At 62.5% G+C, this 18,512-nt stretch carries 15 protein-coding genes; 4 read left to right on the top strand and 11 right to left on the bottom strand.

The features are described 5' to 3' along the window. Window positions 1-104 precede the first annotated feature (104 nt). From hutI to HMPREF1219_RS02955, 3 genes are all read right to left on the bottom strand, one after another. Window positions 105-1,280 (bottom strand): imidazolonepropionase, encoded by a 1,176-nt coding sequence (gene hutI, locus HMPREF1219_RS02945; RefSeq protein WP_016457529.1) that lies wholly within the window; start codon window positions 1,278-1,280, stop codon window positions 105-107. Between the two features lie 241 nt (window positions 1,281-1,521). After that, window positions 1,522-3,183: a urocanate hydratase gene (hutU, locus tag HMPREF1219_RS02950; RefSeq protein ID WP_245554384.1), complete on the bottom strand. Its 1,662-nt coding sequence runs from the start codon at window positions 3,181-3,183 to the stop codon at window positions 1,522-1,524. A 295-nt stretch (window positions 3,184-3,478) separates the two neighbouring features. Beyond that, complete coding sequence (locus HMPREF1219_RS02955; protein WP_016457531.1) at window positions 3,479-4,198, bottom strand: IclR family transcriptional regulator; 720 nt, start codon at window positions 4,196-4,198, stop codon at window positions 3,479-3,481. A 31-nt stretch (window positions 4,199-4,229) separates the two neighbouring features. On the opposite strand from HMPREF1219_RS02955, the gene hutG reads away from it, so the two are divergent. Next, the gene (hutG, locus tag HMPREF1219_RS02960; protein WP_016457532.1) at window positions 4,230-5,192 is read left to right on the top strand and encodes a formimidoylglutamase; all 963 of its coding nucleotides are present in this window, start codon (window positions 4,230-4,232) and stop codon (window positions 5,190-5,192) included. Window positions 5,193-5,321: 129 nt separating this feature from the next. Here the strand turns inward: hutG and hutH are convergent, their stop codons facing one another. The 8 genes from hutH to HMPREF1219_RS03000 form a co-directional block, all read right to left on the bottom strand. After that, window positions 5,322-6,860 (bottom strand): histidine ammonia-lyase, encoded by a 1,539-nt coding sequence (gene hutH, locus HMPREF1219_RS02965; protein WP_016457533.1) that lies wholly within the window; start codon window positions 6,858-6,860, stop codon window positions 5,322-5,324. Between the two features lie 567 nt (window positions 6,861-7,427). Then, window positions 7,428-7,907: a metal-sulfur cluster assembly factor gene (locus HMPREF1219_RS02970; protein ID WP_016457534.1), complete on the bottom strand. Its 480-nt coding sequence runs from the start codon at window positions 7,905-7,907 to the stop codon at window positions 7,428-7,430. A gap of 36 nt (window positions 7,908-7,943) precedes the next feature. After that, on the bottom strand, window positions 7,944-8,378 hold the full coding sequence (gene sufU / locus HMPREF1219_RS02975; RefSeq protein ID WP_016457535.1) for a Fe-S cluster assembly sulfur transfer protein SufU: 435 nt from the start codon (window positions 8,376-8,378) through the stop codon (window positions 7,944-7,946). Between the two features lie 2 nt (window positions 8,379-8,380). Further along, the gene (locus HMPREF1219_RS02980) at window positions 8,381-9,643 is read right to left on the bottom strand and encodes a cysteine desulfurase (RefSeq protein ID WP_016457536.1); all 1,263 of its coding nucleotides are present in this window, start codon (window positions 9,641-9,643) and stop codon (window positions 8,381-8,383) included. A 123-nt stretch (window positions 9,644-9,766) separates the two neighbouring features. Next, on the bottom strand, window positions 9,767-10,525 hold the full coding sequence (gene sufC, locus HMPREF1219_RS02985; RefSeq protein WP_016457537.1) for a Fe-S cluster assembly ATPase SufC: 759 nt from the start codon (window positions 10,523-10,525) through the stop codon (window positions 9,767-9,769). A 65-nt stretch (window positions 10,526-10,590) separates the two neighbouring features. Beyond that, window positions 10,591-11,772 carry a Fe-S cluster assembly protein SufD gene (sufD, locus tag HMPREF1219_RS02990; RefSeq protein WP_016457538.1) on the bottom strand — a complete coding sequence of 394 codons (1,182 nt, stop codon included), beginning with the start codon at window positions 11,770-11,772 and terminating at the stop codon, window positions 10,591-10,593. Window positions 11,773-11,775: 3 nt separating this feature from the next. Then, window positions 11,776-13,158 carry a Fe-S cluster assembly protein SufB gene (sufB, locus tag HMPREF1219_RS02995; RefSeq protein ID WP_245554414.1) on the bottom strand — a complete coding sequence of 461 codons (1,383 nt, stop codon included), beginning with the start codon at window positions 13,156-13,158 and terminating at the stop codon, window positions 11,776-11,778. A 47-nt stretch (window positions 13,159-13,205) separates the two neighbouring features. Beyond that, window positions 13,206-13,868, bottom strand: a complete 663-nt coding sequence (locus HMPREF1219_RS03000) for a helix-turn-helix transcriptional regulator (protein WP_016457540.1) — start codon at window positions 13,866-13,868, stop codon at window positions 13,206-13,208. Between the two features lie 496 nt (window positions 13,869-14,364). Here HMPREF1219_RS03000 and mptB point away from each other — a divergent pair, with 496 nt between their 5' ends. The 3 genes from mptB (at window position 14,365) to HMPREF1219_RS03015 (ending at window position 18,424) form a co-directional block, all read left to right on the top strand. Further along, entirely contained in the window at window positions 14,365-16,188 is a 1,824-nt protein-coding gene (mptB, locus tag HMPREF1219_RS03005) for a polyprenol phosphomannose-dependent alpha 1,6 mannosyltransferase MptB (RefSeq protein ID WP_016457542.1), read from the top strand. 406 nt (window positions 16,189-16,594) lie between these two features. Then, window positions 16,595-17,596, top strand: coding sequence for an ABC transporter ATP-binding protein (locus HMPREF1219_RS03010; protein ID WP_040427154.1), 1,002 nt, complete (start codon window positions 16,595-16,597; stop codon window positions 17,594-17,596). Window positions 17,597-17,602: 6 nt separating this feature from the next. After that, entirely contained in the window at window positions 17,603-18,424 is an 822-nt protein-coding gene (locus tag HMPREF1219_RS03015; protein ID WP_016457544.1) for an ABC transporter permease, read from the top strand. The last annotated feature ends 88 nt before the right edge of the window (window positions 18,425-18,512 follow it).

The following is an 18,512-nucleotide window of genomic DNA, read 5'->3' on the forward strand; positions in this document are numbered from 1 at the left end:
GGGCGCAGGCAAGCTCCACGCCACGAGGCGTTACCTGCTTACCTGCACACGCTCCGCTGGGAGCAGTCGCGTAGGACATCCCCGGTAGGGCTTTCACGCAGAGTTTAAAACACGCGCTTACCCATGATGTACGTGTGGAAATCCAGTGGCATTCCCGGCCGGTAGGCAATGTCGACCGCGTGCGGCGTGTTGAGCACATGGAGGTTGGCGGCGCAGCCGACGGACAGCGCACCGACGGCGGGGCGGCCCTGGGCATCCTTGCCTCCGCCGACATCGTGGCGGCGAAGCGCCATGGCCCCGCCGAGTGTTCCGGCCTCCAGCGCTTCCTCAAAGGTGAGGTGAGCCTGCAACACAGCTGTCCCCACGCACCAGTTCATCGCGGAGGTGTAGGACGTGCCGGGGTTCAAGTCGCTGGCGATGGCCAGCGTGACGCCGGCATCGAGGAGCGCACGCCCCGGTGCCAGCGGGTGCCGGGTGGAAATATCGGCACCGGGGAGCATCGTTGCCACCGTCTCCGAGCCCGCCAGCGCCTCGATGTCGCCGTCGGAGGGGAACGTGACGTGGTCGACCGACGCGGCACCCATCTCCACGGCCAACTGGATTCCTGGCCCCTCGCCCAGCTGGTTTCCGTGAACGCGGAGGCCAAGCCCGTGCTTTTTGCCGGCTTCCAAAACGGCCCTGCACTGTTCGGCGGTGAAAGCCCCCTCCTCGCAGAACACATCGATCCACTGCACGTATTCGGCCACGGCATCGAGCATGTCGCCGGCGACGAGGTCGGTGTAGGAATCAGCATCCCACTCCGGTGGCACCACGTGGGCGCCGAGGAACGTGATGTCGTCGCAGTAGTCGCCGGCGATCTTCGCTGAAAGAACCTCGGTGGGGATATCGAGCCCATAGCCGGTCTTTGATTCCACCGTTGTCGTTCCCCCAGCGTGGCAGGCTTGCGTCCTTTCCGCCACCAATGAGCGAAGACGTGCCTCCCCCGCCTGCCGGGTGGCGGACATGGTGGCCCGAATGCCACCCGCAGCGTAAGACTCACCTGCCATGCGTGCCTCAAACTCGTTGGCCCGGTTGCCGTCAAACACCATGTGGGTGTGGGAATCCACCCACCCAGGCAGAACCGCGAGTCCACCGAAATCGACACGCTCATCTGCGGCGGGAGCGGCACCGGCCTTGCCAACCCACGCGACACACCCCGCGTCGGCCACGAGCGCAGCGTCCTCGATTGTTCCCTCGCTGACTGTGCGGAGCTCAGAGATTCCAGTAAACAGAGTGGACACTTTGTACCTTCCGAAAATTGTGCGATTGGTAAGACAGGGTGGGCTGGCATCACGCGCTGTCCAGCCCAGGCTACCGAAACCCGCGGTAACCGGTTCTTTCAAAGGAGAAGACCACGGTAGACGTAAGAGTCCTCGGTACCCCGCGTTGGGCTAGGCGGCGGGTCCCCACCGCCTAGCCTCTGGGGCTTACTACAACTGTGCGCCGTGACACGCGGTTGTTCGGGCGACCCGCCGGGGGCTGTTAGTTCTCGCGGGAGCGGAACTCCATGGGGATCCGCACTCCGAGTTCCTCGGCGACGTCGCGGGCGCGGTTGTAGCCGGCATCGAAGTGCCTGATCACGCCCATCGCCGGGTCGTTGGTGAGCACTCGCTCCAGCTTCTTCGCGGCAAGCTTCGTGCCGTCGGCAACGGTGACCTGGCCCGCGTGAAGGCTGCGGCCAATTCCCACGCCGCCGCCGTGGTGGAACGATACCCATGTGGCGCCGGAGGCGGTATTGACCAGGGCGTTGAGGATCGGCCAATCGGCGATCGCATCGGAGCCGTCGATCATCCCCTCCGTTTCACGGTAGGGGCTCGCCACCGAGCCGGAGTCCAGGTGGTCGCGCCCAATAACGATGGGGGCGGAAATCTTGCCATCCCGGACGAGCTCGTTGAACTTGAGGCCGGCCTTGTGCCGCTCGCCGTAGCTCAACCAGCAGATACGGGCTGGGAGGCCTTCAAACTCGACATACTCCTCGGCCGCGTCGAGCCAGCGGATGAGATGCTCGTTTTCGGGGAACAGCTCGCGCAGGGCATCATCGGTGACCTTGATATCTTGCGGGTCGCCCGACAGCGCCGCCCACCTGAAGGGGCCGTTGCCCTCGCAGAACAGGGGCCGGATGTAGGCGGGAACAAAACCCGGGAACTCAAACGCCCGGTTGTAGCCGGCCTTGCGGGCCTCGTCGCGGATGGAGTTGCCGTAGTCAAACACCTCGGCACCCTCGTCCTGGAACTCAACCATCGCCTGGACCTGCGCGGCCATGGACTCACGCGCCTTCTTGGTAAAGGTCTGCGGGTCATCGGCGGCCTCCGTATGCCACCGGTCAAAGGGGATCTCCTGTGGGAGGTAGCTTAACGGGTCGTGGGCGGACGTTTGGTCCGTGACAATGTCAATGTGGATCTCCCCCGCCCTGTGTCGCCGCAGCATTTCCGGGAAGAGCTCCGAGGCGTTGATCTCCAGGCCGATGGACAGCGTGCGTTTTTCTTCCTTGGCCTTGTTCGCCTGCGCGACGGCATCGTCGATGCTCTCGGCGATGGTGTCGAGGTACCGCTTGGACTGGCGGCGTTCCAGCCGCCCCCGGTCCACGTCGGCGATGATGACAACGCCCCCGTTGAGGGTGACGGCGAGCGGTTGTGCGCCACCCATGCCGCCGCAGCCGCCGGTGAGTGAGATCGTGCCGGCCAGTGTTCCCCCGAAGCGCTTGCGGGCGATCGCCGCGAAGGTTTCGAAAGTGCCCTGGAGTATCCCCTGCGTGGCGATGTAGATCCACGATCCCGCGGTCATCTGCCCGTACATGATGAGGCCCTCGTCCTCGAGGTGGCGGAACTCCTCCCACGTGGCCCAATCGCCTACAAGGTTGGAGTTGGCGATGAGCACGCGCGGGGCCCATTCGTTGGTCTTGAGCACGCCTACGGGCTTGCCGGACTGGATGAGCAGCGTTTCATCATCCTCCAGCTCTTTGAGCGTCTCGACGATCATGTCGAACGCTTCCCACGACCTGGCTGCGCGCCCCGTGCCACCGTAGATCACGAGCTCGTCCGGCTTTTCTGCCACCTCTGGGTCGAGGTTATTCATGAGCATCCGCAGCGGGGCTTCAGTCTGCCAGCTCTTGGCGTTGAGCGTGGTGCCCCGGGGTGCGTGCACTTCGCGGGGTCCATGTCCGGGGGTGGAGAGGTAAGGGTTCACAGCGCAACCTTTCTTGCCTGTGGCTCCGTACTCGCAGCACACGTGGGAGGGGTGCCACATGCGGAACCAACACGAGGGATGGGAGGAATGTGTGTTTCTTCCACCCACTCTAGGGGGAGATGGCGCGTTCAATAGTCCATTTTCAGTACCCATTTGTCTGAAATACCAGACACGGAGACTGAGCTTTTAGCCCCGGGTGCGGGGCCCTCGGACTCCACCCGACAAAGGCTCCGCTGCTCGCGGCCACTCCACGTTAACGCCGGGTGGACTGCCCAAACACGCGTTTTTCCAACCCCGCAGCCCGGATCTGGAGATCCTCCACGAGGGTCTCTCTGACATCCTTAGTCAATGATCCTTTAGCGAAGGTGACCGCCAGCGCTGCTGCGGGCTTGTGCAGGTGGTTGAGGATCGGCACGGCCACGGTCTCCTGTCCGGGTGCCACCACCTCAATCTCCTCGGCGTAGCCTCGCTCACAGACCTCCCGCAGCTCGGCCGGGACGTGGCCCAACACCGCGGAGATGCGCGTGTCATCCATGAAGGCGAGCATTGCCTTGCCCGACGCCGTCTTCATTGCGGGGAGCCGGACCCCTTCCCCTGTGATGAGCCGGGGCGCATTAGCCGAGGGCACTTCGAGCATGTACAACACCTCATCGCCCACGATCCGGGACACGTGACACGTTCCCGTCACCATGTCTGCCAGGTGTTTCGCCGGGCGGGCGGCGGCCCGCACGAGTGGCTGCTGCGTGGCGTACGCGCCCGACATGGAATATGCGGCGATACCAAGGCCGAAAGCACGGCGTTCCGGCACGTACATCACGTACCCGTATTCGATCATCACGGTGAGGAGGTGGTACGTGGTCGAACGCGGAAGCCCCAGTTCCTGTTGAATCCGTGCTGCACTGACAGGCGTGTCGAGGGTGGAGAGCAGGGTGAGGATGCGAAGCGTATTCGCGGCAGCAGGGACGTGGGACATACTTGTTAGATTACCTAATATGCTTAGGAATATGAGCTACTCCCCCACATTTTCCTGGTCCGGGCGAAACGATGGCGACGGCCCCGAACACGCCCGATGGTTCACCACCATCTCTCCCCTCCCGTTTAACCCTCTCAATGAGCAATCCGCTACTTCAGGGCCATCACTGCCCACCACCAGCGTCACCATCGTTGGCTTCGCCTCCGACGAGGGTGTGCGGAGAAACCACGGTCGTGTGGGCGCACATGAGGGGCCTGCCAAGGCGCTCACAGCGCTGGGGAGTCTCGCCGTCCACCACTCGATTCCCACCTTTGATGGGGGCATCATCTCCGTTGACGGGGAGGACCTCGAGGGCGGCCACCAGGCACTCACTCAGGCGGTGTCCTCCGTGACTGGCGCCGGCAGCACGTGCATCGTCGTGGGTGGCGGCCACGAGACCGCGTACGGCACACACATGGGGCTCGTGCGCAGCGTGGGCGAGGCGAGGATCGGCATCATCAATTTCGATGCACACTTCGATCTGCGCACGGCCGATCGCCCGACCTCCGGCACACCTTTTAAGCAGATCGCCGAGGCAGTGGACGATTTTCGCTACACCGTGGTGGGCATTTCCCGCCCCAACAACACGCGGGTGCTCTTTGATGAGGCCGAGCGCCTCGGTGTCACCGTTGTCACCGACGACGAGCTGCGTCGGCAATCGGTGGAGGACATCATTGCCATGGCGGCACGGGACGTTGACATCCTTCACGTGTCCATCGATCTCGATGTCCTGCCGGCGGCGGTCGCCCCGGGTGTAAGCGCCCCGGCCGCGGTGGGCGTCCCGCTTAACACCATCCGTGACGGCCTCGCCGCCTGCATCCACACGAATAAGGTGAAGTTGATCGACATTGTCGAGCTCAACCCCACCTACGACGTTGATGACCGCACTGCGAAGGTAGCTGCCCGCCTCGTCAGCGACGCGACGTCTCTCATCGAGGAAACCACGCAGGCCTGAGCCGTTCGCCTGGCCCTGTCCACATCACCGGTGCGCCTGACTCCGGTGGGGCAGACAAAAGGGGCTGGTCAAACGGTAGAAATTCTTCCGTCCGGCCAGCCCATCGCTCCCGGTTAGTCTGTGCCCATTCTAACCAAGCTTGTCGACGGCTCCGCGTGCGGCTGTCACGATCTCACCCGATTGGACGAGCTGGACCGTGTTCTCAATATCCGGGGCAAGGAAGCGATCCGGGCCTGGGCCCTCCACATTCTCGCGCAGGAGGCTGACCACCGCTCCAGTTCCCACACCCGGTTTTCCTTCCCGCATGTCGATGGCGCGTGCCGCGGTGAGGATCTCGATAGCGAGCACACGAGTCAACCCGTCGACGTTGCGGCGCAGCTTCCTCGCCGCAGACCACCCCATGGAGACGTGGTCTTCTTGCATCGCCGAGGACGGGATGGAGTCCACGCTCGCCGGAACGGCGTTGCGCTTCATCTCGCTCACAATGGCGGCCTGCGTGTACTGTGCGATCATATGTCCGGAATCAACGCCTGGGTCGTCAGCGAGGAACGCGTGGAGCCCTCGGTTGCGGGCTGGATCGAGGAATCGGTCGGTTCGCCGCTCCGAGATGGAGGCAAGGTCCGCGGTAACGATGGCGAGGAAGTCCAAGACGTAAGCCAGTGGGGCACCGTGGAAGTTGCCGTTGGAGGTCACCCGTCCATCCAGGGCGACCACCGGGTTGTCCACCGCGGCAGCGAGCTCGTTGTTTGCAACGGTAATGGCGTGCGAAAGAGTATCCCGCACACCGCCTGCAACCTGTGGGCTGCAGCGCACCGAGTAGGCATCCTGCACCTGGTTCTGGGCAAAATCCTCCGCTGCCCGGGCAAGAATCTCCGAGTCTTTGACGAGCGCCAGTACGTTCGCGGCCGCGACCGCCTGGCCCGGGTGCGGGCGCAGTTCCTGCAGGTCTGCGGCAAAGACGGTATCCGTGCCTGTGAGGCCCTCGAGAGACAACGCAGTCGCAATGTCCGCCGTGGTGACCAACTTGCGGATATCGTCGATGGCGAGGCACAACTGCCCCAGCATACCATCGGTGCCGTTGATCAGAGCGAGGCCTTCCTTCTCCTTCAGCTCAATCGGCTCGAAGCCGGCGGCTTTACACGCCTCAGCACCAGTGATCTCCGTGCCATCCTTGGTGCGGGCGCGCCCCTCGCCGAGCAGCACAAGCGCGCTATGGGCCAGGGGTGCGAGATCCCCGGAGCAACCAAGCGAGCCGTACTCATGCACGATGGGGGTAATGCCCGCATTGAGCAGCTTGGCGTAGCACTGGGCCACCTCCGGCCGAATACCGGTGCGCCCCGTGCACAGCGTGCTAATACGAAGGAGATTGAGGGCACGGATTACTTCGCGTTCCACCTCCGGCCCAGACCCGGCAGCGTGGGAGCGTACTAGGGACTTTTGCAAGGTGGCGCGCATCTCGGCAGGGATATGCCGTTTTGCCAGTGCACCGAATCCGGTGGAAATCCCGTAGACGGGTGTTGGGTTGCTGGCAAGTTCTTCCACCCGCTTGCGAGTCTCCCCCATGGTGACAAGGGCTTCGTCGGTGATCTCGATGGGCGCGTCGTAACGAGCTACGTTGACAACATCCTCGATCGATAGGGCCCCTACTCCGACCTTGACAGTTTCCATTCTCGAACCTTTCGGTAGCTTTTAAGGGTTGTCCAATTAATCAACCCTTACCGATTTTACCCAGCGTGCGCAGCAGTCGAGGCGAAAATCTTTACCCTCAGTCTTGTATGCGAGACGCAACTGACGGACCACTGAACCGTCCCCGTGAGCCACTCCTCGGGAGCACAGTTGCCCGGGCACCGCTGAATATTCCCTGCCCCGGTGAAGACCACCTCGGGTTCCATGGGGTCCAGCTGAGGTTCCAGCGGACCCGGCTCGGGCTCCAAGGGGCCCAGCTCATGTCAAAGGGAAACACGGTGTACGTCAATCGCCTCCTAGGTTTTCCTCCGCCTCTGCTAGCTGCGACCTAACCTGCACGATCGTCTCACGTGCCTGGGTTGGGAAACCCCGATGACTACCGTGCCGGGATCAGGTAAGCGCCGATCCCCCGGATCGGCCACGACCTACTCTCCCCCAAGTTCTGGCTCAGTGCATTTTTGCCTGCTGAACCGGCCATGCTTAAGCGCAAAAAGGCGAGGACGCCAGAAGTTTGGCACGTCCTCGCTTGCTTGTACAGGCGAACCCTGATTAGACGGAGAAGCCCAAAGCGCGCAGTTGCTCGCGGCCCTCTTCGGTAATCATGTGCGGACCCCACGGAGGCATCCACACCCAGTTGATAGTGAGCTTATCCACCAAATCGTGGGTCATAACGGCACCCGCCGCCTGTTCCTCAATCATGTCCGTCAACGGGCAGGCCGGGGAAGTAAGAGTCATGTTCACCACGGCGGTGGTCTTGTCGTCGCCGCGCTCGATCCAGATATCGTAAACCAGGCCCAGATCAACAACGTTGATGCCGAGCTCCGGGTCGATGACGTCCCGCAGGTACTCCTCCACGTCGGAGGCGAGCTCGAAATCTTCCTCACTTTGCGGCGGTCGCTGCGCCGGAAGCTCCTCGCCTGCAGGCTGCGGGGCGGAGAAACCGGTAGCATCCCCGGGCGCAGCAGCCTCGTGCGATGCAGCCGCCTCCGCGCTGGTCTGCGGGGTGTACTCGTTATCTTCAGTGGTCACAGTCAGATGTATCCTTTGTCGTCGTTGTCTTTATTGCTAAGCCTCGCCCACGGCGGCTTCAAAGGCTTTCCACCCCAACAGGGCGCACTTCACACGCGCTGGGTACTGGGCCACCCCAGCGAATGCGACACCATCGCCGATGAGGTCCTCGTCGCCCTCGTACTCACCCCGGGAGGTCACCATCTTCTCAAACTCGGCGAGCTTATCTAGCGCCTCGTCCAGAGGCTTGCCAATGACCTCCTCGGTAAGGACATCCACGGCCGCCTGGGAAATGGAACACCCCTCGGCATCGTAGGACACGTCCTCTACGGTCTTCTTATCGTCGGATAGCTTGACGCGGAGCGTCAGCTCGTCGCCGCACGAGGTGTTCACGTGGTGAACCTCTGCGTCAAAGGGCTCCCTCAAGCCCGCGTGCTGCGGGTGTTTGTAATGGTCCAGGATGACTTCCTGGTACATCTGTTCAAGTCGCATTGCTACACTCCGAAGAATCCTTTGACCCGGTGAAGCCCAGCAACCAACTGGTCAACTTCATCGAATGTGTTGTACAGGTAAAACGAGGCTCGACCCGTCGATTGCATGCAAGCGCTCCTATGGATCGGCCACGCGCAGTGGTGACCGACGCGGATGCAGATGCCGGAGTCGTCGAGCACTTGGCCCATGTCGTGCGGGTGGACGCCGTCAAGCTTGAAGCTGATTGCGCCACCCCTGTTCTTAGCGGTCAGTGGCCCCAGGATAGTGAGCCCATCAATTTCTTTGAGCTTCTCCAGGGCGTAGGCGGTGAGCTTCTGCTCGTGCGCATGGATGGCCTCCATTCCCACCTCGTTGAGGAAGTCCACGGCGGCGCCGAGGCCCACCACCTGGCTGGTCATCTGGGTGCCAGCCTCAAAGCGAGTGGGGATGTCGGTGAAGGTGGTCTTCTCCATGGTGACCACCTCAATCATCGAGCCTCCCGTCAAGAACGGAGGGAGCTGCTCCAACAGTTCCTTGCGCCCGTACATGACACCGACGCCGGAGGGACCACACATCTTGTGGCCTGAGAAACCGGCGAAATCCACGCCGAGCTCGTGGAAATTGACAGGCATGTGAGGGACGGACTGGCAGGCATCGAGCACAGTCATCGCGCCCACGGTTTTCGCCCGGCGGACGATCTCCTCCACGTCCGCTACCGCACCGGTCACGTTGGACTGGTGGGTAAATGCCACAACCTTGACGGAATCGTCCAACTCGAGCGAGTCCAGGTCGATGCGGCCATCGTCGGTTGCCTTGTACCACTTGAGCGTCGCGCCCGTACGCAGGCACAATTCCTGCCACGGCACAAGGTTGGCGTGGTGCTCTAGCTCGGTGACAACAACGGTGTCACCCTCGCCCACGTAGAGATCCCCCGCGCGCTTATCCGAAAGGATGAAGGCTACCTCGTTGAGGGCCTCGGTCGCGTTCTTGGTAAAGGCAATCTCCTCGCCCTCGGCTCCGACGAAGGCTGCGATCTTCGCGCGTGCCGATTCGTAGGAATCAGTGGCGTCTTCACCCAGCTCGTACGCGCCGCGGTGGACCGGGGCGAAATTGTGCAGAACGAACTCCTCCTCTGCCCGCCAGACGCGTTCGGGCCGCTGCGAGGTCGCACCCGAGTCGAGGTACACCAACGGTTTACCATCGCGAACTGTGCGGGACAGGATGGGGAACTCGCCGCGAACACGATCGACGTCCAGGGTTCCCTCACGTGTGAGAAATTCGTTCATCTTCGATGACATTCTTTCTTGCTGGTCTGATGTGAACGGGCTCGCGCTGTGCTGCCCGGCTGTCCTGGACCCCGGAACCTACATCAGGTGTAGTCCGGGGCAGGAAGATGATACACGGTGTGCCTACTTGACGTACTTTTCGTAGCCCTCGGCTTCGAGCTCGTCGGCGAGTTCGGGGCCACCGGAGTAGACCACCTTGCCGTCAGAGAACACGTGGACAAACTGGGGCTTGACGTAGTCCAGGATGCGTTTGTAGTGCGTAATCATGAGGATGCCGCCACCGGTACGCTCCTGGTACTTGTTGATTCCCTCAGAGACGATGCGCAGCGCGTCCACGTCGAGGCCGGAATCCGTCTCGTCGAGGATGGCGAACTTGGGGGCCAGTAGGCCGAGCTGGAGGATCTCGTGGCGCTTCTTCTCGCCTCCGGAGAAGCCCTCGTTGATGGAGCGCTCGTTGAAAGACTTGTCAATCTTCAGTTCGTCCTGCGCGGTGCGGACTTCCTTCATCCAATCGCGCAGCTTGGGGGCCTCGCCACGGACGGCGGACACGGACGAACGGAGGAAGTTGGCGGTGGAAACGCCGGGCACCTCTACCGGGTATTGCATCGCCAGGAAGAGACCAGCGCGAGCGCGCTCGTCCACAGCCATATCGAGGACGTTGCGACCGTCGAGAAGCACCTCACCACCGGTGACCTCGTAGCGAGGGTGACCAGCGATGGTGTAGGACAAAGTGGACTTACCGGACCCGTTTGGCCCCATGATGGCGTGCGTCTCACCGGACTTGATGGTGAGGTTCACGCCCTTCAAAATCTCCTTCGGCTCGGTCTTACCGTCGGCCGAGGTGACTACGGCGTGGAGATCCTTGATTTCCAACGTGGACATATCTAAAAACCTTTTCGTAGATGCTGATGAAAAACTGTGCAGAAAGTTGCGTAGCTGGTGCGCGGCTAGAGCTCAATGCCTGCTAGCTCGTCGTTGATCTTGGCCTCCAGCGTCTCGCGCACACCCTCGACGGGGATACGAGCGATGACCTCGGAGAAGAAGCCGTGAACGATGAGCTTGCGCGCCTCACCCTCGGGGATTCCGCGGGACATAAGGTAGAACAGCTGCTCGTCGTCGAACCGACCCACCGTGGCAGCGTGGCCGGCCCCGACGATGTTGCCCGTCTCAATCTCCAGGTTCGGCACCGCGTCGGCGCGCGCCCCCTCGGTGAGCACAAGGTTGCGGTTGGCCTCGTAGGTGTCCGTGCCCTGCGCGTTCGAGCGGATGAGCACGTCACCGATCCACGCCGTGCGGGCCTCGCGGGCACGTGTTGACTTATCTCCTTGCAGCGCGCCCTTGTACAGCACGTTGGAACGGCAATTCGGCTGCGCGTGATCAACGAGCATCCGCTGCTCGAAGAACTGTCCATCATCCGCGAAGTACACGCCGAGGAGTTCGGCATCGCCGCCGGGGGCAAGGAACTTCACGCGGGGCTGCAGGCGGACGACGGAGCCACCGAACAGTGCCACGTTGTGGCGCAGCACCGCATCGCGACCCAGCTGCGCGACCTCGGACCCGAGGTGCACCGCTCCATCGTCCCAATCCTCGTGGACAACGACGGTGAGCCGCGCGTTGTCGCCCAGCAGGTATTCGTGGTTGTCTGCCAGTGTTCCGGTGCCCACCGTGTGAATCTGCAGGGCAGCATCCGCGCCGTCCTCCACCTCGATGACGAGGTTGCCAAACGCGGTGACACCCTCGCCGGTGCCGGTAATGGTTACCACGACCGGCTCCTCGTTGTGGCAGTTCTTCTTAAAGGTAATGACGTGCCCCTCAGTGGACGAGGTCCACGCCTGGGCGGAGACGCGATCGACGCCGCCCCCGGTCACACCGATCCGGTCATCGTCGCGGGAGACTACCTCGTGGCTGATGCCATCGGCACCCGCCGGGATCTCCACGGAGACCTGAGCGGGAACTGCCTTGTCAAAGCTTCCATCATGGAGTCCGTTGAGGCGGCGCAGCGGAACGAATCGCCATACTTCGTCCTTGGCGTGCGGAACCGGGAAGTCGGCGACATCGAAGGAGGCGAACAGATCGCCCTTGTTATCGTGGACTGTTGATACTGTTTCGGCTGTTGCTGTTTCGGCCATTGATTAACCCACGGATCCTTCCATTTGAAGTTCGATAAGTCGGTTGAGCTCGAGGGCGTATTCCATCGGCAGCTCCTTTGCGATCGGCTCGACAAAGCCACGGACGATCATCGCCATGGCCTCGTCCTCCGCGAGTCCCCTACTCATAAGGTAGAACAACTGATCCTCGCTGACCTGGGACACGGTCGCCTCGTGGCCGAGGGACACGTGATCGTTGCGAATATCGTTGTACGGGTAGGTATCCGACCGTGAAATATCGTCCACAAGCAGCGCGTCGCACTCCACGTTCGACGTCGAGTGGTGCGCGTTCGCGTTAATCTGCACCAGGCCACGGTAGGCAGCACGGCCGCCGGAGCGGGCAACAGACTTGCTCACGATGTTCGACGACGTGTGCGGAGCCAGGTGCACCATCTTGGCACCCGTGTCCTGAATCTGGCCCTCGCCCGCAAAGGCCGCGGAGAGAACGGAACCACTGGCGTATTCGCCGGCGAGCCACACGGCGGGGTACTTCATGCAGATCTTGGAGCCAATGTTGCCATCGACCCATTCCATCGTGCCGCCGGCCTCGCAGCGGGAACGCTGCGTGACGAGGTTGAGCACGTTGTTGGACCAGTTCTGGATGGTGGTGTACCGGCAGCGGGCGTTCTCCTTCACGATGATCTCCACCACTGCGGCATGGAGCGCGTCCGCCTTGTAGATCGGTGCCGTGCAGCCCTCCACGTAGTGCACATAGGCCCCCTCGTCCACAATGATGAGCGTGCGCTCGAACTGACCCATCGATTCGGTGTTGATACGGAAGTAAGCCTGCAGCGGGATGTCCACGTGGACACCCTTGGGCACGTAGATGAAGGAACCACCGGACCATACCGCGGCGTTGAGCGCCGAGAACTTGTTGTCACCAGCGGGGACTACGGAGCCAAAGTACTCCTTGAAAAGCTCGGGGTACTCGCGCAGACCGGAGTCCATATCGAGGAAGACAACGCCCTTGCTTTCTAGATCCTCACGGATCTGGTGGTACACCACCTCGGACTCGTACTGGGCCGCAACACCCGCGACGAGGCGTTGCTTCTCAGCCTCGGGGATGCCGAGCTTGTCGTAGGTGTTTCTAATGTCGTCCGGGAGCTCTTCCCAGCTGCTCGCCGGCTTCTCGGTGGAGCGAACGAAGTACTTGAACTCGTCGAAGTCAATAAAGGAGAGGTCCGGGCCCCACTTGGGAATCGGCTTCTTCTCAAAAATCTCCAGTGCCTTGAGGCGCTGTTCGAACATCCATTCCGGCTCGTTCTTCGTCGCGGAAATATGGCGAACTACGTCCTCGTCCAGGCCCCTACGTGCCGCCTGACCAGCAGTATCGGAATCGTGCCAACCGTAGCTGTACTTGGTTGACATGGACTGGATGATTTCTTCATCCGACCTCTTCTTGTCGGTTGGTGCCGTCACGCGTTGCTCCTTCTATCAATCGGTGTTATCGGTATGTTGGTCGTACAAATTCCGTTTCCATCCGCGATGGTTGCCAACGGTTGAACGTGCTGTCCAAGAATACGGGAGATGATCTCCCCCTCGGCTGCGCACAGTTCGGGGAACTCGGAGGCAACCTCGGAAATCGGGCAGTGATGGGTGCACAGCTGCACACCCTTGCTGTTCTCCTGCACCTCGGCAGCGTAGCCGTGGTGAGTAAGTTCCTCGGCCAACTTCTGGGCTAGCTCCTCCACTTCCTCTGCGGAAACGGCCCCTTCGGTGGCGGTTTGCTTCTCCACGGAGTGCAGGATTTCCTCAATTCTCTCGCGGGCAAACACCATGATGGCATCCTCACCGCCGGATTTCCGGAGTGCGCGCAGAGCGTTGACGGCCAGCTCGTCGTATCCGTGCCCGAACTGTTCCCTCCCCTTTGCGGTGAGGATGAACTTCTTCGCGGGGCGACCGCGTCCACGCACCTTCGATTGACGCGCTTCCGTCGCCGTGATGAAGCCTTCCCCTTCAAGGAGGTCGAGCTGCCTGCGCACTCCTGCAGCAGACATGGAAAGCCGGATGGCGAGGTCCGTGGCAGCAAGCGGACCATCCTTCAGCAATAGGTTGAGTATGGTTTCTCTCGTGTCCACGGCTCCTCCTTTCGGCCAGGTTGTCGGCCAACAGCCAATTTAGCAACAGTCATGTTTTCAAAATTCGTGGCACGTACCAATGTACATTCCTTTACCACGCTTTCCAACACCTGCCCCGTAAACCCTTTTAATCACCCCGCTGCGCTGCACCAAACCCTATAACAGGTGATTCAACAGGCCAGCACGCACCACTTAGTGGCTTCGAAATTGTCGCGCAGAACGGTAACCGTCCACGCTTCAACGACATCCACGCAACACACTCGACGCCCGCTTTCCACGCCCACAGTCCCCCGCGACACGAGCAACCGAACGGTGTGGCTCGCCCCGCGCCTCCACCCACTAAACTCAGTTCCTATATCGGGCACGCGATCCCGTGGCACGCCACTGGCGGCGTCTCCCAGCCGGTGGCGCCCCCCATAGTCCCCCACGACGAGAGAAAGGAGACGGCTCATGGCCTCACCCTTTTCCTTGTCGCGCCGTTACTGTGAGGGCGGACATGGCTGAGCGGGAACCACTTTTCCGCGGGGTCATGCCCCGCTTGGGCACCCCGGGCAGCCGTTCGACCAAGCTCCACGGCGAAGGAAACACCCGGATCGACAACCGCCCGCGGCTATCGTTTCTGGATCTCACCCGCTTTGGGCAGCTGCGCTGGCTCGGGACGCTTGGCACCCTGCTCATGGGCATGGGCGGGCTCGGCGCGGGCGCGCTACCCGTGGTGGATAATCCCTACGCCAACCTCCCCTTTGGGCGGCTCATGGGGCGGATGCTGCAGACCTCGTCCGTCATCGTGCTCGTGGGCGCGGGCTTGCTCGTGATGGCGTGGGTTCTCATGGCCCCCTACGTGGGCGCCTCTTCGCGCAGTAACGTCACTGGCGCACCACTTATTACCCTGTCCACCCTCCGCCGCACGTGGGTTGCCTGGGTGATCCCCATTATTTTCACAGCGCCACTGTTCACGCAGGATATTTACTCCTACCTCGCGCAGGGCGCTACGGTGAGCTACGGGCTGGATCCGTACTCTGCGGGCCCCGTGCAGATCCTTGGCCCTGAGCATCACCTTGCCCGTTCCGTCCCTTTCATCTGGGCGAATTCCCCGTCCCCGTACGGTCCCATCGCGCTGGGCATCGCCGCCGTGATCAACGTGGTCACCGGTGAATCCGTGTTCTGGGGCGTGATCGCCCACCGGCTTGTTGCCGTCTTGGGCATGATTGCCGTCGGCTGGTCCGTAACCAAGCTTGCCCGCCGGTGTGACGTGCGTTCACAAACCGCTGTGTGGCTCGGAGTTCTCAATCCGCTGGCCATCCTCCACCTCATTGGCGGGATCCACAACGAGGCGCTCATGCTCGGGCTCAGCCTCGTCGGAATGGAGCTCGGCCTGCGTGGCGTTGATCAGATGCGCGAGGTGAACATCGCCCGCGCCTCCCGTCTGTCTGCGCCGGCAACCGGCGGGTCACAGGCCACGGCGTTGTCCATGCGTCAGCGGCTGGCACCGTGGGGGTACATCGTCGTCTCGGGCATCCTCATTTCTATGGCGGGCATGGTCAAGGTCACAGGCTTTATCGCGTTGGGCTTTGTGGGTATGGCCCTGGCCCGCGTCACCTATCGCACAGCAGGCGGGCGGCTTGCCCTCGATGCTTCGGCCACCTCCACCGAGTCGGTCTCCCCTGGTCAGCTCAGCGCCCTCGAGCGAAATCGTCCTAACAACCGCTGGAGCATGCACCACTGGTTCCACATTATTCGCGCCGTTGCAGTTCAGTTGGTTGTCCTCTTGGTTACCGCCGTCGCCGTCGGCGCGGTCACGGGCATCGGGTTCGGTTGGGTCACGGGCCAAGGCGGCGCGGCAACGATCCGCTCGTGGATGTCCATGACTACTGACCTCGGCGTGATCAGCGGGTGGGCCGGAATGCTGCTGGGGCTCGGCGATCACACGGCCTCGATTCTCGTCATCACCCGCGGTATCGGCATCGCTGTCTCTCTCGCCTTCATGGTACGCATGCTCATCGCCACATTCCGCGGTGTTATCAACCCCGTGGGCGGATTCGGGGTGAGCACGTTTGTCCTCGTGGTGCTGTTCCCCGTTGTCCACCCGTGGTACATGCTGTGGGCGATCGTCCCGCTGGCCGCCTGGGCCAACCAGAATCTTTTCCGCTACGCGGCCATCGGGTACTCCTCGCTCATGTGCTTCTTCGTTCTGCCCCGTGGCCTCGCCCTTCCCCCGGCCACGGTGCTGAGCATCTACGTCGCGTCCCTTCTCGCCTTTGTCACCGTCGTCGGCGTCCTCTTGTTCGCCCGCGTCAAGCTCTACGGCCCCCGGGTTTAGAGATCTTCGCCTCACCTGCCGCCCCGCTGCCCCTCGGCACCCGCCCCGGACACTGCTGCCCCGTGCGCTGTGTGCTCCCTCACCCCTGTTACCAGTGCCAACCCCGGCGAGGAGCGAAAGGGTTTCCCGAGGCCACCAGCGCTCGCTAGAATAGCCACACGTCTGGCCAAAACCACAACCGCTGGCCTCGCGGGCGCGAGCGAGCCCACCTAGCACTCGTTTGTTTCCTGGTGGGCACCGTGCTTAGGCTCATGGGCCGCAGCTGGGCCGATACGTATAAGTTAGTTAGGTTGGAGAAGCAGTAGACGTGGATACACATTCTTTTTCCCTGCACCCTCAGCAAACCGATGGCGACGAATCTCGCGCGCAAGCCACCGGTGCCGCCGGTGCCCAGCCCCTCGATTCGGTGGCGGATCACTCCGCTGCCGCGGTCGAGCTCACTGACCTGACCAAGAGTTTTGGGGCGAACACCGCCGTGGATGGATTGACCCTAACCATCCCGCGCGGGAAGGTGACGTCGCTTCTGGGGCCCAACGGCGCGGGCAAGACCACCACTATCGAAATGTGCGAGGGCTTTCTTCGCCCTGACTCCGGCACTCTGCGCGTGCTGGGCTTGGATCCACTGGAAAATTCCACCCAGCTGCGCTCTCGGATCGGCATCATGCTGCAGGGCGGTGGCGCCTACCCGGGGATCCGCGTGGGCGAGCTTGTGGAACTCACCGCGAGCTACTCGGCCCACCCGCTGGATGTTCCGTGGCTCATTGATCTGGTGGGACTTTCCGGGCTGGAAAAGACCACGTACAAGAGCCTATCTGGCGGCCAGCAGCAGCGTCTTTCCCTCGCGTGCGCGCTGGTGGGCAGGCCCGAGCTAGTGTTCCTTGACGAGCCCACCGCCGGCCTCGACGCGCAAGCGCGCCACCTTGTGTGGGAGCTCGTGGAGGCACTGCGCGCAGACGGGGTGGCGGTTGTGCTTACCACCCACCACCTCGATGAGGCAGAAGCGCTGAGCGACCAGGTATTCATCATCCAAAAGGGGTGCCTCGTTGCCTCGGGCAGCCCGGCTGAACTGCAGCGTACCGCGCGCGAGCGCTCGGCGCCCCACGTGCGCGTGGTGATCGACCGGGCCGCGGCTCAACGTGACTCCAGCATTTCCGAGGTGGTGAACCCAGCGGTCCTCGCACAACGTGCCTCCCAGCACGGGCTCACGCTGACGGCTGAGCACATCCGCACAGAAGACGATGGCGCGAAAGGGGCGGACACGTTCCTTGTGGCAACCCAGCCCACCGCCGCAGCGTTCGCCTCGCTCGCTTCAGCGTGCGCCGATCTTCACGCACCGCTTATTGAGCTGTCCGCCGCCACCCCTAGCCTCGAGGACATCTTCCTCGATTTGACCGGAAAGGATGCGTAGTACGCTGTGACCACTCCCCAGTCCCCCGCGCCGCACGGCACCACCACGGCTAACGACGAGGCCACTCGCTTTGCCCCCGGCACGTTCACTCCTCAGGCGGGCTCCGCCAGTACGGCCACCATGCTCGCCCGGCAAGCGCGGATGGAGGCAACTCTCATCCTCCGCCACGGCGAACAGCTGCTGCTCTCGCTCTTCATCCCCGTGCTCTCGCTCGTCGGCCTCGCGCTGTTTCCCTACCTCGGGTTGGATGATCCCCTTGAACTAGCAACGCCTTTCTCTCTGGCGCTCTCGGCGATGTCTGCCGGGTTCACCGGTCAGGCGATCAGCGTGGTGTTTGACCGTCGCTACGGAGCGCTTAAGCGGATCGGTGCCTCGGGTGTGCCCCCGCGGATCATCATCGGTGGCAAGATCATCGCCGTCCTCATTGTCAGCCTCATCCAGACCGTTGTCCTCGTGGGCATCGCGTTGGCGCTGGGCTGGCGCTGCTCGCTTCTCGCCATTCCGATTGCGGTCGTGGTCATCCTCGTAGGCCTGTGGGCGTTTATTTCCTGGGGCCTTTTGTTCGGCGGGACGTCCACCTCTGAGATCGTCCTTGGCGGGGCGAACCTCATCTGGTTCGTCCTGCTCGGTGCCGCAGGCGCCGCGGCGTTCGCCTACGGTCCTGGTGTGCCTGTGGCTCTCACCCTCGTTCCTTCCATCGCGCTTGCCGATGCCCTGTGGCTGGCCACCCTGGGCACCTTCCCCGCCGTCCACCTCGTTGTCCTCGCAGTGTGGGCCGTGGTGGGCACGTTCCTCGCCAACCGTTACTTCCGCTTCACGTACAAATAGCTCCCCAGTCGAGTTCGCTGGCGGGGCTCCCTAACCACGCCTCTCCGGCTGGGAAGCTCCCCCGGCTGACCAACCCCATGGAGGTTAA

Source organism: Corynebacterium pyruviciproducens ATCC BAA-1742 (genome assembly GCF_000411375.1).
Lineage (GTDB): Bacteria > Actinomycetota > Actinomycetes > Mycobacteriales > Mycobacteriaceae > Corynebacterium > Corynebacterium pyruviciproducens.